The organism is Blautia sp. MSJ-9, assembly GCF_018919065.1.
In the GTDB taxonomy this organism is placed as follows: domain Bacteria; phylum Bacillota; class Clostridia; order Lachnospirales; family Lachnospiraceae; genus Blautia_A.
In genome coordinates this window covers 19357-35018 of sequence record NZ_JAHLQG010000025.1, presented here as the reverse complement: position 1 = coordinate 35018, position 15662 = coordinate 19357, and the positions used below count along the sequence as shown (strand labels likewise).

Below are 15662 nucleotides of genomic sequence, written 5' to 3'. Positions count from 1 at the left end.
TTGGATTTTTAGGTAAAATCTTTTATTCGGATTGATATGGGTATTATAGCACGTTTGGGAGGATATTTGTAATTATTATTGTTCTTTTTAATAGGACGCAAAAAAATATCTCTTCTACAGTACGGCTTCTCTGTCGTTGTACGCAAAGCCTACATGGTTGAATTCAATGTCATATCCCTTGTTTGTAAGCTGATCTGTTCCGGTCTGGATGTCGTGGGATAAGATTTCATCTATTCGTTTGCACTGCACATCTGCGGAAATGATCGCTGCAAGGTTCTGCAGGGAAATCTGCATCGGGTCGTAAAGTCTGGATACCAGCAGCAGGAACAGAAAGAATGTCAGGACATCAATCTCACCCTTTGCAAGGAGGATACTTCCTGTCAGGGCAACGGTTGCGATGCCGAATTTCAGGATCATCTGGGCACCGGATACAAACAGTGCAGTGGAAATGCAGGCTCCGACCAGCTCCGGGATCCAGTGTGAGGATGCTGTTTCCAGTGTGGCGCAGTCTGCTTCTGCAAGTCTTGCTCCTGTTTGTGCAATGTAAGCTTTGCCTTTCTCTGTAACGCATACGATCTTGGATTTTCCGTTATGTTTCTCAAGATATACAATGCCATCGTTCTCCAGTTTACGGATGGCAGAATTGATGGTCTGTTTACTGATACCGGATAATTTGTATATGTCATAGAGGAGACATTTCTCACCGCCAATGTGAAGCATATAGAGAACAAACATCACACTGTCTGATACTCCCAGCTTTAATGCGGCCTGATGATACAGGGAATCAACCTCCTCCGTCAGACAATTGATCTGGTAAATTTTATCATGAAGTTTATCTGACATAGTTTCTGTCCTTTGCATGCGAACAGTAACTTATAGGATACTACCAATAAACAACAGTCAGGCAATTACTACGCTTCACTTTCATAACAACTGATTGACGCACCTTTCAGACAAAGATATAATAATAAGCAGAAACTCAGGAACAATACCCCGGAGGAACTGCCTGTATGAAAAAACTTTTAACAATATTTCTGACATTTATGAAAATCGGTACTTTCACTTTCGGCGGGGGCTATGCAATGATCGCACTGCTTGAAAATGAAGTGATTGAAAAGAAGAAATGGATTGAACATGACGAATTTCTAAATATGGTTGCTGTCGCAGAGTCCACTCCCGGCCCCATTGCGATCAACAGTGCTACTTATATTGGTTATCACCTTGCCGGATTTTCCGGTGCAGCAATGGCTACTCTTGCAGTATGTATCCCGTCTTTTCTTATTATTTACTGTATTTCCCTTTTCTTTGAGCGGTTCTTAAGTTTCACTTACGTTGCCTGTGCATTCAAGGGAATTCAAGTCTGTGTGATCTACCTGATCCTGTCTACCGGAATCAACATGTTAAAGGCTTTGGAGAAAAATGTACTCAACACCTGTATTCTGTGTGCTGTAATGGCAGCTATGCTGATCTGTTCAATTACTGCCGTTTCTTTTTCTTCTGTTTTTTATATTCTATTCTGTGGTGCAACAGGAGTTTTTATTTATTTTCTGCAGAAAATAAGAAAGGAAAATATACATAAATGATTTATATAAAATTGTTTCTGAACTTTTTTATGATCGGTGCACTGTCTTTTGGCGGAGGATATGGAATGATCTCACTGGTGCGGGATACGGTTCTGTCCAATGGATGGCTTACGGAAAGTGAATTTCTGAATTTCATTGCTGTTTCCGAATCTACTCCGGGATCTATCGCTGTCAATATGGCAACTTTTATCGGCTCTTCGCAGGGCGGGATCCTGGGCGCATTTCTGGCAACTCTCGGAGTGGTCCTGCCGTCATTCTTTATTATTCTGCTGATTGCCGCAGTTTTAAAAAATCTTATGCAATACGCCAGTGTAAATGCGTTTTTGTCTGGTATTCGTCCCTGCGTGGTGGCAATGATCCTGGCAACTGCAGTCCGTATGGCACTTCCATCACTGGCAGGATACACGAAACAGGCTTCAGATCAGACCGGAACTTCTGCTTTCCACCCGGATTTACGTTCTGTCTGCGTATTTATGATCCTTATCGCAATTCATTTTCTGTACAAAAAATTCCAGAAGAGAAATCCCTCACCAATCCTGATGATCCTGCTGTCTGCAGGGCTTGGAATTCTCCTCTGGAATTAAACCAGCAACATTTTTTTTAATTAATTTCTGAATTATATTACTTTATGTCCATGAAAATCTGATCAAGGATTTTTGCTATCGATTTCATGTCAATAGGCTTTGCAACAAAAGCAGTTGCGCCGGCTTCTCTTGCTTCTTTTTCAAAATCAGTCCAGTCATATGCAGTCAGCACAATGATCGCTGCATCTTCTCCAATCACTCTGCGGATTCTGCGGATGGTTTCGATTCCATTCATATCAGGCATAAGATAATCCACAATATAAGCCTTCTGCTGTTTGGAATTGATCAGTCCCTGGATCATGGTGCGCAGGTCATGAAGAAGATCCGGCATATGCACCTGTTTCTCATCCAGCTTTACACTGCCGCTTTCAATGCGGCTCATGTCCAGAATGTCATTGATAAGACTCAGCAGATGGGTGCAATATGAGTCATTCGATAATAGTCGCCTCTGCTGTATCCGTTACTGCTGTCAATGGAATAAAACCATCCAAAATGCAGATTCAAAGTCAGTGCACCCATAGCTATCACTTCAAGTATCCAATATGCTTTCAGCAGAATTCCCGATTTCTCATCTTCGCTCCTGATCAGATTCCATATGAATACTATAAATGAGCAAATTTACAATCCACAGTCAGTTTTGTTTTTTCTTTATACTTCTGAGGAAATAGCAAATCGCCCACGCAATACTCATACCTGCCGCAATTCCAAAGGCAAAGAGAAAGGTAGCCCGCCCATATCCCAGTGCGCGTACCGTATTTCCTTCTACAATACTGTTCATGCAGTAATAAAGCGTACTTCCTGGAATAAGCGGAATCACAGAAGTGACAAAAAAAGAGGTCGAAGTCTCTTTACAGATCCTTGCCAGAATTTCCGCATACACATCTACCATAAAACCAGCCAGCAATGACGGGAGAAAAACATTTCCCCAGAGCCCCTTCCCCAGGAGGAACACCAACCAGCTTAAGAAGCCGCCGGCAGCTGCCAGCGGCAGATATTTACTTTTCATATGAAAGAGAATTCCGAATCCCACAGAACCGATGGCTCCGGTGATCAGCTGTATCACTGTCGTTGTGTTCAAAGTCCCAGCCTCCCAAACAGAATGATCGCACCCATAAATCCAAGTGCCAGTGCCGCAGCAAGGAGTAAAGCGGCAATTACACGGATAATTCCGGAAAGTGTATCACCAATAAGAACATCCCTGATCGCGTTTGTTGACATCAGTCCCGGAATCAGGAGCATGATATCACCGATCATAATCTTGTCCATATGAAGAAACGGGCAGAGCACAGTAAATCCGCAGATCGCGCAGCCTGTAAGAAAAGACGCTGCAAATTGAAAAGTCACTTCATTCATACACACCGGACGAAGATACTGCTGCAATCCCCAGATAAGAACAGCTCCAATCCCTGCTGCAATCGTATCTGGAATGCTCCCACCATAGAAAAGTGCAAAACTGCACGCTGCAAGAAGACTTCCAAGAAGTTTCCAGAAAGGATTTGGTTTATTTATATTGATTTTATCAAATTCTTTTCGAAGTTCTGCTGCTGAAACAGGATGACTGCAGAAACGGCGGCTCAGATCATTCAGCTGTTCCAGCTTGGTGAAATCATTTCCACCGCCTTCACGGATCCTGCGAGTCTGAGTACGCGCTCCTTCTCCTGGAAATTCCATAGTAATAACAATACTGGAAGTGATCACAAAAACATTCATCTGAGCAGCCCCGCAGGCATAGCCCATTCGATTCAGTGTATCCTCCACACGAAAAATCTCCGCACCGCTATTTAACAGTGCATCACCCATATCAAGAAAAATATGCAAAAAATCTTTAGACGTTTGCATAGCGATTACCTCTTATCAGAAACATTTATTTACGACGAAGTGACACCACTGTCTCCACATGTATTCAAACGGTTGATCAAATCCTGTGGTTCAATATCTATTAATTCAACCTGATCTGCATTATCAAAAATAGAATCCGGGATGCGTTCCCGTACAACAATTTCCGTAATGGATGCAACTGTATCACAAAGGCTTTCAATATGCTGAACATTGACAGTCGTATAGACATCAATCCCTGCATTCAAAAGTTCCTTAATGTCCTGATACCGTTTTGCATGACGGCATCCTTCGGCATTCGTATGCGCAAGTTCATCTACAAGGATAAGCTGTGGTTTTCTTTTCAACGCCATGCCAATGTCGAATTCGTCTAGTATCATACCATTATAAAAAACTTCTCTTGTAGGAAGAACTTCTAAGCCATTTAAAAGAGCTGCTGTTTTGGGATGTGCGTGGGGTTCTACATAACCGGCTATCACGTCAATTCCCTGCTGTTTTTCCATATGAGCTGCTTCTAACATGGCGTAGGTTTTACCCACACCAGCTGCATATCCGAAAAAGATTTTCAAATGTCCTTTATTACGGTTTTCTTCATCAGCTTGGATTTCCTTTAATAACTGATCCGGATTGTGTCTGCTTTCACTCATACGGTCATCTCCTTATACAAAAACATTATATAGAATAATACGTAAATTTCAGAAAAGCATTTTAGCACTGACATTAAAATCGCATAAAGATTATACCACCTTTTCTTCTTTTTTTCCATTCGGGCGTGTAGATGAAAGCGGAAAACGATCCAAAAAATCACGCAATTTTTCGACAAATAGACCCTTCATACAATTAATGTCATTTTGCCATATCACTCTCACTGGTTTCTCAATCGTGTTGATGGGATGTACCGCAATGTCTATAGAGCCTGGAGTAATGACACTTTGCTTTATTTGAAGGGATAAGGAACAATACTCATCTTTCAAAATATCGTTGGAATTTTCTATGATAAAGCCAAAATCAAGTTTATTATTTCCCAGCCCATTTATTATTTCACTTACAGAACCGTAGAACAGGTTCAGCTCATAGTTTGGGTATTCGCTTGAAAATTGTTCTAATAGATCTGCAATAGAATCTATGATTGCAGGTGTTTCAAATCCAATCCTGAGCTTAGAATCTAAAATAAGTTTTTGGGATTGATTTTCCTTGAGAAATTTATCCAGCTTTTCCATAAGAAAATAACCATAAATAAATGCTGCCAATACCACTATAAGTAAAACAAAGTCTTTCATATCACCAACTTCTTTCAAAAATTAAATATGAAAACATTTTTGAATATGTTTCGTCTCCCCAAGAACAAGCATGGTACTGCCCTTTAACAACTGCGTATCGGAACTTATTTTCAAATTCATAATATCATTTGTTTTCAGCGCCATAATATTGATGTCATATTTTTTTCGTATATCCAACTGACCGATTGTTTTTCCTATCCATTCTCCTGGTATAGATATTTCAAAGATTGCATGTTCTTCATCTAGTTCTATGTAATCGAAAATATGATCAGCACTATAACGGATCGCAACCCAATCGGCAAGCTGCCTTTCGGGATAAACAATTTCATCTGCGCCGTTTCGTAAAAGAAATTTTGCATGAACATCACGAGCGGCACGAGACACCACCATTCTTGCACCGAGTTCCTTCAAAAGGGACGTTACTTCCAATGAATTCTGAAAGTTATCTCCGATAGCCACAATACAAACATCAAAATTTCCAACACCAAGCGAACTTAAAAAATCCTCATTAGTCGCATCCCCAATCTGAGCGTTAGTTACAAAGGGAAGTACAGCATCAACTCGAGTATCTTCTTTATCTACCGCCATCACATGATGATGCAATTCATCTAATTTTATAGCAATGTGCCGTCCGAATCTTCCCAGACCGATAAGTAATATTGATTTCATTTTTTTATTCTCCTTAACCTACTGTAATTTTTTCCTGAGGATATTTTGAACCGTTAGGCTTTTTTTCAGAAATGGTAGCAAAAATCAAGGTCAATCCTCCCACTCTGCCAAAAAACATCAGGCAAATCAAGATTATATGGGAAACAAGCCCCAGGTCAGGAGTTATTCCCAACGATAACCCTACCGTCCCGATTGCCGACGCCGTCTCAAACAAAGCGGTCATAAGTGGAATATCTTCTGTTCTGCTAATTACCATTCCTCCGACAAGGAATAAAACGATATACATCAAAAAAATCGTAGCTGCATTTCTGATAGTGCCATCTGGAATTTGTCTGCCGAAAAAATGGGTGTGTTCCTTTTTTCTAAATACAGATAATGCCGATGAAACGAGAACTGCAAGAGTTGTCGTTTTCATACCACCTGCAGTGGAACCAGGCGATCCACCGATGAGCATCAGCATAATGATAAGCATTTGCCCAACTTCACTGAGTAAAGTCAAATCTGCCGTATTGAATCCTGCTGTTCTCGGCGTAACGGATTGAAACAAGGAAACCCATACTCTTTCTGTAAGAGGCACATTTGAAAACTCAAAATAAAAAAAGTAAAGAGCCGGTAAGAATATCAATATTCCTGTTACCATAAAAATCACCTTGCTTTGCATCCGGTATTTTTTTAAATGCCATTTATGATTCTTTATATCCTCCCAGGTAAGGAATCCAATACCTCCTGCAATAATCAGCATCATAATTACAAGATTTACAATCGGCTGTACAGAATAAGAGGTCAACGAGGAAAAAGGGGTTCTTATACCGATTAGATCAAATCCTGCATTGCAAAAAGCAGAAATAGAATGGAACAGTGAATACCATATTCCTTTCCAAAACCCAAAGTCCCTGCAAAAAACAGGGGCTAAAAGAACCGCACCAATGATTTCGATAAGAATAGTAGTCCGAATAATAAATTGCGTTCTCCGCACAATACCACCCACCGTTGGAGCCGAAATTGCCTCTTGCATGGTACTTCGCTGCATCAACCCGATTTTGCGTCCGGAAACAACAGCAAGCGCAATCGTAATAATTCCCATACCTCCGATTTGAATCAGCAGTAAAATAACTCCTTGGCCAAATAAAGACCAGTAGGTTGCCGTATCATTAATAACCAGTCCCGTCACACAAACCGCAGAAGTTGCGGTAAACAAAGCATCCAAAAAGGAGGTACACTGACCGCTTTTTGTAGCAATCGGCAGCATCAAAAGCAGACTACCTAAGAGAATCACGGATAAAAACCCTAAACTAATCACTTGAAATGATGTTATATGTCGATGTCTTGATCTGTTTGTCTGTTGCATAACTATATCCCCATAATCTTAATTTCTTTTTTATATTTCCTTTATTCTATCTTTATTTGTGTTAAATGGGCGTAAGTAAGTTTGTTTTGAAATTAAGATTGTATAAAGATGAGCAGAAGTCTGAAATCTTTTGCTCATCTTTTGAAAGCACTCGTTACAGGATACCGTCCAACATCAAATTGACTTTCAGAAATGTTGGCTATATGCTTCGCATTGACTGCTGGGAAGCCGAAAAGGATTTAAAAACCACACCCGGATCAGACTGTGCATTGACTTCACTTGCAGTCGATGAACCACTTGAATATGCGAGATTATATCTTGAGGGCAATTTACAGATGTGGGTAGATGCAGAAGATTTATTAGAGTTATAAAATGCAAGCAGCCTGTATGCTTCATTACACACAGGCTGCTTAATCAAATTTATTATAATTGATGAAAAATCGGTTGCATTTTGTCAAAAGTACAAAACTTTTTGAAGCCAAGTGCTTTTAATTCCTGTTATGATACTGAGGATATCCCAGCAATACTTGCTATCCCTGATACCTTATTCTTTCTACCAGCGTTTCCTTTTTCAGATTACTGCTTAAAACACAGGAAAGCACAATTTGTAGAATACCAACCAGAAGAATCATAACAAGAATCGGGATAAGAGGAACGTGATAAACGTTCATTCCAAAAATCCCATTATGCTTCGCATAGGAAAACAGTGCATAGCCAAGGGGCAGACCGGCAGCAAGTGCGACGCAGATGGTGCCAACCGTAAAAATCAAGCCCTGTATTTGTAAGCACAGATTCAACTGCTTATTGGTCATGCCTACCGCTTGCAGCACACCGTATTCCTGCTTCTTCGTGGTGATATTGATGATCATGGTGTTTGCCAGATTCATAAACCCAATGAGACCGACAATTGCCATGAACAGATAGCAGCCAAGCTTCATCATACGGCTTGCGTATTCTGCGGTTTGCAATTCTGCGTGATAGGTGTTCAGCTTGATATGAGAAGTATCGGAGAGCAGGTCATTCAGGCTTTGCTCTACAGATGCCACATCTTTTTTAGCACAATCCACCCACAGGTATCCATAAGATGTCCCTTTCGGATTTACAGAGCGGTATACTTCTTCCGGAATGACCAGATAAGTGTCCGCGCTTACAAAGGAGCCTGCGATTTTTCCATGATAGGTATAGGTTCCGCTTCCGTTATCAAAGTTGAATGTAATCGGTGCACCCGCAGAATACCCGTCAGCTTCCATCCACATGGACCAGCCAAAGAAAACATCCCCGTTTTTGACAGCCTGTGCATAGTCCATGGAACCGATATCGCCATCCCCGCGCATCATTTCAAAATCCTCTTGATTTACGATTGCAACCGGAAATTTTGTTCCATTCAAATCTGCAGAGACGATTTCTCTCGTCAGTACATCCGTTACACCGGGGATGGATTTGATTTCTTTAATCAAAGAATCATTCAGTGGGTTGTTCTGTAGGATTGTGTCCAGATTATTCTCCGAATAGGCTTCATCATAATTCTGGGAATAATCCAGCTGCAACTCAAATTGTCCATGGTTGATTGCAATCCGCGCCTCGTGCTCCGTGTCAATATTCCCAACATAATTAGAGATAATTACAAACAATACACAGGAAAGCCCCATGGTAAGAATCGTAGCAATGGTTCTTTTCGGATTGCCTGTCACATTTGCCATTGCCATGGAGAAAACGGTGACATCTTTTCTGCCTTTTCGTCTGCCCTGTTTTTGTGTTTTGGAGCCGTCAAGATACCGTGTCGCTTCGATGGGTGAAATCCGGGAAACAATTTTCATGGGTTTGCGCAAAGCCAAAACGACCGTAAGAAACGATACAAAAATGCAGATGAGCATAATTGTCAGTGAAAACAGAGGCACCTGATGGTTCTTGATTCCGGACGATACCAGATTTCCCTGCTCCACCAGCCAGTTGAAGCTGACTTTTGCAATCAGGAAACCAAACAGCAGCCCCAGCGGTATCGAAGGAACCGCCAGAAGAATGCCCTCACGAAAGATCAACTGCTTCATCTGCTTTCTGGTTGCACCCAGCGCCTTGATTTTTCCGTACTCCTGAACCTTCTGGGCGATCCCGACCTGGAAGATATTATAAATGACCACAACGGAAAACAGCACGATTCCGAGGATCAGGGTTCCACAAACCACAATCATTTCATAGCTCGGCTGCAATACCCACTGCAGGTAGAGGTCATTGATGATCACGTTTTTCTGGTCAATGCCGCAGGAATCCGCGATTTCTTTTATAACAGGCGCAACATTATTCATAGATACATTTGCAGAATCGCTCAAGGTAAAATAGGTATTATATTGCCTGTCACCCTCCGCAACACGCTCATTATAAAAATCCTGCGAACCGAATACAACATAGGAAGCCTCGATGGTATATTCATCCCGGTCATATAAAATCCCGCTGACAGTAAATTCCACCGGTGCGTATTCCGACTGCATGCCGGAACGGTACTCCAATGTTACGGTGTCTCCGACCTTTACATCATGGTATCCCACTGCATCAAAGAAAGCGCGTCCTGCGGCAATTTCCTGCGACTTTTCCGGATAGGTACCTTCCTTCAACACATATTCCTGATTATAGGGAAGCATTTTCCTGACCGTTTCATCCGCACTGACAAAGCCGCCATTTTCATTTCCTTTCAGGATGCCCTCCGTACACATGATGCCGATATCAGATATCTCAGCTCTGCGTTCCACTTCTTTTAATTGCGTACCATCTGCGGCGATAAACAGGCCGTAATTGCTTCCGTATGAGCTTGCCGCCTGACTTTTCTGTAAATGAATTACCCCATTTCCCACAGTACTGATGATAACAAGCAGCATCGTGGTCAGACAGATTGCCATCATGATCAGTATACTTCTTGTCCTGTTCCTTTTGTCATTGCTATATGCAATCCTGCTTATTGTCTTCATCTGAAATCCACCACCTGTCCGTCCTCAATCACCAGAATACGGTCAGCGACCTGTGCAATTTCGTCATCATGGGTAATCATTACAATTGTCTGTCCATATTTTTTTGCTGTCATCTTAAGCAGAGCGATTACCTCATCACTGGTCTTAGAATCAAGATTTCCTGTCGGCTCATCTGCAAATATAATTTCCGGACGATTCACCAGTGCTCTTGCAATTGCTACTCTCTGCTGCTGTCCTCCGGATAACTGATTTGGCAGATTATAAATCCGGTTTTCAATCCCCAGAGTTGCAATAATATCATTTACATACGCTTCATCCACTTTTCTTCCATCCAGCCCCAGTGGCAGTACAATATTTTCCCAGACATTAACAGATGAAACCAGATTAAATGCCTGAAAAACAAATCCGATTTTTCTTCTGCGGAAAACAGCAAGGGCATCTTCCTTCATCCTGTATAAATCTTTCCCTGCTAAAGTAACACTGCCTTTTGTCGGGGTGTCTAGCCCTCCAAGCATATGAAGTAATGTACTTTTACCGGAACCTGACTTTCCAACAATTGCGACAAATTCTCCCTGCTCAATCTGAATGTCCACCTGATTGACCGCTTTGACCTGATTCTCACCTGCGCCATAAAACTTACAAAGCTGCTTGGTTTCTAATATCACACTCATGTGTTGCCTCCTTTTCAATTCTGTAAAGCGTACCTTTTCAGCACGCTTTCTTTGCCTGTTTATATATTTGGTCATTTTTCAACCTACATCCAAATTGTATCAGGACAATCTTTCATTTCACTTTCAAAAAACGAGCAGAAATCTTACAGAATTGTAAGATTTCTGCTCACTTAAAATTTAACCAACATATGGTAATTGAATCACAAACGTGCTTCCTTTTTTCTTTTTGCCGGAGGTTACCGTAATCGTACCTGCGTGTTTTTCGATAATTTCTCTCGATAGAAAAAGTCCGATTCCCGTGCCACTCTCTTCCCTGACCTCCCTGGAACCTCCTCTGTAAAATCGTTGAAAAATTTTGTGATACTCATTCTGCGGAATACCGATTCCCTGATCCTCAATTTCCATTCTTACAAGATCGTTTCTTTTTTGTAACCGGATAAATATTTTTGAACCACCCGGACTGTACTTGACCGCATTATCCAGAACGTTGATAAAAGCTTCACCAAGCCACCTTTTATCCTGCACAACCATGCATGTTTCCAGCTCTCTTGCATAGTCAAAAACGAATTCAATTTCTTTCTCATCCGCTTTTGGATAAGTACGGTTCACAGCAGATATGACAGTATCCATAAGCGGAAGTTTTTTCTTATTAATCTGAATCAGTCCGGTTTCCATCTTGGATATTTCAAGAAGCGACTGCAATAATGTCTCCAGTCCATCCAGAGCACTCCGACAACGGATACGAAACTCCTCCTGTTCTGTGGCACTTAAGTCATTCTGCATCAGCACACTAAAACATGTATCCAAAGCTGCAACCGGTGTCTTTAACTGGTGAGAGATATCAGAAACCATTTCTTTCGTGCTCTCTTTTTCTTCCCGTGCTTCTTCCTTTAGCAACTGAATATGATGTCCGATTGCTTCAAGCTGGTCATTCAATTTTTCCAGTTCAGCGTGATTTTCCGTTTTCAGTAAATCATCAAATTTATTTTCACGGAATCTGATCAGAATTTCTTCTAACTGGTCTAAAATTTTCTGATGACACGCATCTTCTGTCTTCTTCCAATAAAATAAAATAATCAAAAGAAGCACGCATATCACAGTGCTTACAGCACCGGTCACCATAACCTGATGCCGGAATTGCGAATAAAACACATTCCCTTTATTTCCCCAGTATCCATATTGCTCCAATAATCGCCTTCCCTGTTCGTTGGTTTCAATATCCTTATCCTTAAGCAATTCCGAAACAGCATCCAGCCCGGAAAATTTTTCCTTTGCTGCAATTTCTGTCATAAGATTCATTTTATATTTATAATCTTCATAAAACACATACGTGGTAAAGCAATTTAATATTGTAAACAATAATATGACAGGTAATACCAAGGAGAGCACTACTGTAATCTTCTTGCGATATCTCTTTGTCACTGCCTTACCTCCTGATTCCATATATACCCAAGACCTCTGATATTCTTTATATAGACCGGTGCAGCCGGATTGTCTTCGATTTTCTCACGGAGTCTTCTGATATTGACAGCGATTGTATTTTCATCCACAAAATCCCCTTCCAGATCAAACACATTTTCCAATATTTGTGTTTTTGAAAGAATCTGTTTCGGATTCTGAAGAAAAAAAGTCAGCATTTTCAACTCCGTTTTTGTCAGACTGATTTCACGACTCTTTATCAGGACTTTCATTTCTCCTGCGATAAATACGATATCTCCCGAAATCATCTTTCCGGCTTCCGTTTTCTCCTGTCTGCGGCGGAAATGTGCTTCTATTTTCAAAAGAAGTACCGAAAGACTAAACGGCTTTGTAATATAATCATCTGCCCCTGCTTCATATCCCATGACCTGATCCATCTCCTGATCTAGTGCTGTAAGACAAATAATGTATGTATTATAATTGCATCTCATCCACCTTACAAATTCCAGTCCATTCCCATCCGGAAGATTCACATCACAAATGGTAACATCCACATTATTATCACTTGCAATTCTTTTCGCTTTTTTCATTGATTCTGCTGAAAAAACCTCATATCCGGATTTTTTCAGTGAAAATGTAATTCCACGATTTAAATTTTCATCATCTTCAACCACGAGTATACCTGGCATAGCATCTGCACCTCTCTTTATTAACTATTCATCTTAAAATGCTTCAATGCCTCCACAATTGCACTCTCTTTATCTTCTGGACACTGCGGTTGCCTGCTATCTTCATTTTTAGGTAAATTATAATTCTTTCCAACCTCAATTCCGCATTTTCTCTTTATCTGTGAGATATACAGATTGGAAACCTTCATGCCGGCATTATGTTCAGCCACATACTTCTTTATCTCATCATATGTAGCCTTAGTCTCTGCAGATGTTATATCCATATCATCAAGTTCAATCGTGACATTAATGTAATCATCCGGCTTTTGTTTCAGTTGGGACAAAAGAACAACCGTCTCGACTGTGTTTTCTTCGGGCATACGAATTCTTGTCCCTTTACAATCTCCATAATACACCGGAAATGCAAGATCAATATGTTCAATGCGCGAACCCTGACTTGTCCCATTATTAACAGTTTCATTCTTCAATTCAATCTTCTCAATAAATGTATTCATAAATTCTTTCTTTTCCATATCTGTCATTTTATCATACAGTATATCAAAATCCAGAAGAAATTCATACAGTTTTTTACCCGTAATTTCTTTCCCGTAAGATGCCCCAATCTTAGCATCAATATCTTTCATCGCCTCCTCAAACTCTGCCACCTTATCATACAGGTTATCCAGCCTATCCTGCATATCCTGGTATTTTCTCGTATAATGCTTATCCCCAGTATCCAGGCGATCCAGCATCTGTATCAGTTTTAGTTTCGACCCTTGTACCTGTTTCAGCTGTTTCTGCAGCTGCTCCCTCTCAGTTTCCAAAGCAGAAACATCCACCTTCTCTTCCAGTTTCTCCTGCACAAAACTCCTGAACTCATCCCCCGCAACCATATACCGGATAAATTCCTCTACTTCTGCATTAAACACTTTCTGGTTCAGCATCGGCTTATAATCACAAATCTTTCCATCGACTTTTTTTCTGTGATGGCATCTGTAATAAAATGTATCCTTGTATTCCCCAGTTTTCTTATTCTGCCGTCGCTGAACAGTTCCACTCATTCCACCGCCGCAAAGAGGACATCTGACGTAGAAACACGGGTATATATGTAACATTTCTTTCTCAAATCTTCACCTCATTTCGGTTGCCCATCGTCATACGGTTGCCGTACATAAAATATATCGGAATCACCAGTCTGTGCCAACTCGCAGAACGACCAAAAAAACTGCCCCAAAGTCCACCTTCCCCTATGCGGTTTCCATAGTGCAAAAAGACCGGCAGCCCCAAAAGACCACCGGCACACTCGATCACTTTCCCTGCAGCTGTGCATTTCTCTCCTCAATCTCCCCCAGAACCACGTCCCCGTACTTCTGAATCATCCTTGCCAGAAACTCTGCACACTTTTCCATGTTTAGCCTGGCCTGTTTCTCCGTCAGTCTGCCGGTATCGATCATTTCAATTTTTCCCATAGCCAAAAACCACCTCCTACTGTTCCAAGGAGTCCTGGTCCCTGATTTTTTGACTTTCCGGACAAAAAAATAAACCCGCTGCCATCCACAGATTTCTCCGCAAACAGTAACAGGTTTCCCCCGATGCATTTATTTACTTTATCACCCGTTCAATACCATCGGTCATACGGATTCCCACGCACCCTCTTTGTCTCTGGTGCCTTCTCAATACTCTTTTCAGCCTCTTCCCTCGTTGCAAACAGCCTGTGAGCCTTCACCTGTATTCCGCCGCCCGTATCTGTAAAACGTACCAGGAACATCCCGCCGGAACACCTGCGGATCTCCACTTCTCTCACATACCTGTTTGATTCCACAATATATGCAGTATCCCCGACTTTCATAGAATCACACTCCTGCACTCAAAACATCCTTCATCCTCACCAGAACCGGAAGCACCTGCCCGTCAGCAAATCTCCGGTCAAAAGAACCATTGGAAAAATGATCCTCTCTCAGCAGCATTGTCAGTATTCGTCAATCTTATTCACCGCCTTGCTTTAATCGAATATATGTTCTATTATGATAACATATTCCTTCCCACACTTCAAGCAATCTTTCACTTTAAAGAATATAAGAAATGATTCTTCATAATCAAAATCAAAAATAGAGCATATAGATTTCTCCATACACTCTATCATTTCTAACACTCAATTATTGATGAATCGACATTTTGTTTCCTTTATCCACTCGTTTTTTATGATCTTCCAAGCACTTGATTCAAGGCAGAAAGTCATGTCGCATCACTTAATGCTACAGTCCCTTCTTTATTTCTTCAATCGTCAATTCATATACTTCTGTTACTTTTTTCATTGCTTCTGATATCCCCAGCTGCTCTCCGGTCCTATCTCTCAAAAGTTCTGTTAACTCGTTACTAACCTCATACAGACGGTCAAAAGAAAGATTCTGGCAAACCCCTTTCAGTGTGTGTGCACCGCGGAAAGCATCTTCAAAATTTTTATTTTCCAATGCCTGTTTTAACTGTAGATAACTCTGGTCTTCAAGGAACTTTAATGTAAATCTCCGAATCAGTGCTTCGCTGTGAAGGCGTTCCAGGACAGCTTCATAGTTTCCTCCAATAGCTTCATAGCACTCTCGCATTGTCATATTTTAGTCCTCCTGTCAATTGTATTCCACTAATT

At 41.1% G+C, this 15662-nt stretch carries 18 protein-coding genes and 3 pseudogenes; 3 read left to right on the top strand and 18 right to left on the bottom strand.

Annotation, left to right across the window (positions count from 1 at the left end; all coding sequences use genetic code 11):
• Positions 1-117: 117 nt before the first annotated feature.
• Positions 118-441, bottom strand: a pseudogene (locus KQI87_RS17190) (ABC transporter ATP-binding protein); the annotation flags it as partial.
• Between the two features lie 162 nt (positions 442-603).
• Positions 604-843, bottom strand: a pseudogene (locus tag KQI87_RS17185) (MarR family transcriptional regulator); the annotation flags it as partial.
• 167 nt (positions 844-1010) lie between these two features.
• Here KQI87_RS17185 and KQI87_RS06830 point away from each other — a divergent pair.
• Together KQI87_RS06830 and KQI87_RS06825 are read left to right on the top strand one after the other, a co-directional pair.
• Entirely contained in the window at positions 1011-1583 is a 573-nt protein-coding gene (locus tag KQI87_RS06830) for a chromate transporter (protein WP_216459514.1), read from the top strand.
• Entirely contained in the window at positions 1580-2167 is a 588-nt protein-coding gene (locus KQI87_RS06825) for a chromate transporter (protein ID WP_216459513.1), read from the top strand. Before KQI87_RS06830 ends, KQI87_RS06825 begins: the two co-directional genes overlap by 4 nt.
• 37 nt (positions 2168-2204) lie before the next feature.
• Here KQI87_RS06825 and KQI87_RS16555 read toward each other — a convergent pair whose 3' ends face one another.
• The 7 genes and pseudogenes from KQI87_RS16555 to KQI87_RS06790 all read right to left on the bottom strand — a co-directional run bounded on the left by KQI87_RS16555 (position 2205) and on the right by KQI87_RS06790 (position 7300).
• Complete coding sequence (locus tag KQI87_RS16555; protein WP_216459511.1) at positions 2205-2549, bottom strand: response regulator; 345 nt, start codon at positions 2547-2549, stop codon at positions 2205-2207.
• A gap of 249 nt (positions 2550-2798) precedes the next feature.
• On the bottom strand, positions 2799-3245 hold the full coding sequence (locus KQI87_RS06815; RefSeq protein WP_216459509.1) for a threonine/serine exporter family protein: 447 nt from the start codon (positions 3243-3245) through the stop codon (positions 2799-2801).
• A complete protein-coding gene (locus KQI87_RS06810; protein ID WP_216459508.1) occupies positions 3242-4006 on the bottom strand; it encodes a threonine/serine exporter family protein in 765 nt (254 codons plus the stop codon). Before KQI87_RS06810 ends, KQI87_RS06815 begins: the two co-directional genes overlap by 4 nt.
• A 65-nt stretch (positions 4007-4071) precedes the next feature.
• A pseudogene (locus tag KQI87_RS06805) lies at positions 4072-4650 on the bottom strand (histidine kinase); the annotation flags it as partial.
• Between the two features lie 90 nt (positions 4651-4740).
• Positions 4741-5283 (bottom strand): LysR substrate-binding domain-containing protein, encoded by a 543-nt coding sequence (locus KQI87_RS06800; protein WP_216459506.1) that lies wholly within the window; start codon positions 5281-5283, stop codon positions 4741-4743.
• 21 nt (positions 5284-5304) lie between these two features.
• The gene (locus KQI87_RS06795) at positions 5305-5952 is read right to left on the bottom strand and encodes a potassium channel family protein (protein ID WP_216459504.1); all 648 of its coding nucleotides are present in this window, start codon (positions 5950-5952) and stop codon (positions 5305-5307) included.
• 13 nt (positions 5953-5965) lie between these two features.
• On the bottom strand, positions 5966-7300 hold the full coding sequence (locus KQI87_RS06790; RefSeq protein WP_216459503.1) for a TrkH family potassium uptake protein: 1335 nt from the start codon (positions 7298-7300) through the stop codon (positions 5966-5968).
• Between the two features lie 161 nt (positions 7301-7461).
• Here KQI87_RS06790 and KQI87_RS16960 point away from each other — a divergent pair, with 161 nt between their 5' ends.
• The gene (locus KQI87_RS16960) at positions 7462-7671 is read left to right on the top strand and encodes a DUF6061 family protein (RefSeq protein WP_216459529.1); all 210 of its coding nucleotides are present in this window, start codon (positions 7462-7464) and stop codon (positions 7669-7671) included.
• Between the two features lie 159 nt (positions 7672-7830).
• Here the strand turns inward: KQI87_RS16960 and KQI87_RS06780 are convergent, their stop codons facing one another.
• From KQI87_RS06780 to KQI87_RS06745, 9 genes are all read right to left on the bottom strand, one after another.
• The gene (locus KQI87_RS06780) at positions 7831-10260 is read right to left on the bottom strand and encodes an ABC transporter permease (protein WP_216459502.1); all 2430 of its coding nucleotides are present in this window, start codon (positions 10258-10260) and stop codon (positions 7831-7833) included.
• A complete protein-coding gene (locus KQI87_RS06775; protein ID WP_006426335.1) occupies positions 10257-10931 on the bottom strand; it encodes an ABC transporter ATP-binding protein in 675 nt (224 codons plus the stop codon). The genes KQI87_RS06780 and KQI87_RS06775 overlap by 4 nt, the downstream gene beginning before the upstream one ends.
• Before the next feature lie 177 nt (positions 10932-11108).
• Positions 11109-12374, bottom strand: a complete 1266-nt coding sequence (locus KQI87_RS06770; RefSeq protein ID WP_216459501.1) for a sensor histidine kinase — start codon at positions 12372-12374, stop codon at positions 11109-11111.
• A complete protein-coding gene (locus tag KQI87_RS06765) occupies positions 12350-13039 on the bottom strand; it encodes a response regulator transcription factor (RefSeq protein WP_005427500.1) in 690 nt (229 codons plus the stop codon). The genes KQI87_RS06770 and KQI87_RS06765 overlap by 25 nt, the downstream gene beginning before the upstream one ends.
• A gap of 20 nt (positions 13040-13059) precedes the next feature.
• Positions 13060-14133 (bottom strand): zinc ribbon domain-containing protein, encoded by a 1074-nt coding sequence (locus KQI87_RS06760; RefSeq protein ID WP_256444812.1) that lies wholly within the window; start codon positions 14131-14133, stop codon positions 13060-13062.
• 192 nt (positions 14134-14325) lie between these two features.
• A complete protein-coding gene (locus KQI87_RS06755; protein ID WP_216459531.1) occupies positions 14326-14487 on the bottom strand; it encodes a hypothetical protein in 162 nt (53 codons plus the stop codon).
• 149 nt (positions 14488-14636) lie between these two features.
• Entirely contained in the window at positions 14637-14867 is a 231-nt protein-coding gene (locus KQI87_RS06750; RefSeq protein ID WP_021650484.1) for a hypothetical protein, read from the bottom strand.
• A 4-nt stretch (positions 14868-14871) separates the two neighbouring features.
• A complete protein-coding gene (locus KQI87_RS16885; RefSeq protein WP_305872007.1) occupies positions 14872-14985 on the bottom strand; it encodes a hypothetical protein in 114 nt (37 codons plus the stop codon).
• 288 nt (positions 14986-15273) lie between these two features.
• On the bottom strand, positions 15274-15627 hold the full coding sequence (locus KQI87_RS06745) for an Hpt domain-containing protein (RefSeq protein WP_216459498.1): 354 nt from the start codon (positions 15625-15627) through the stop codon (positions 15274-15276).
• Between the last annotated feature and the right edge of the window lie 35 nt (positions 15628-15662).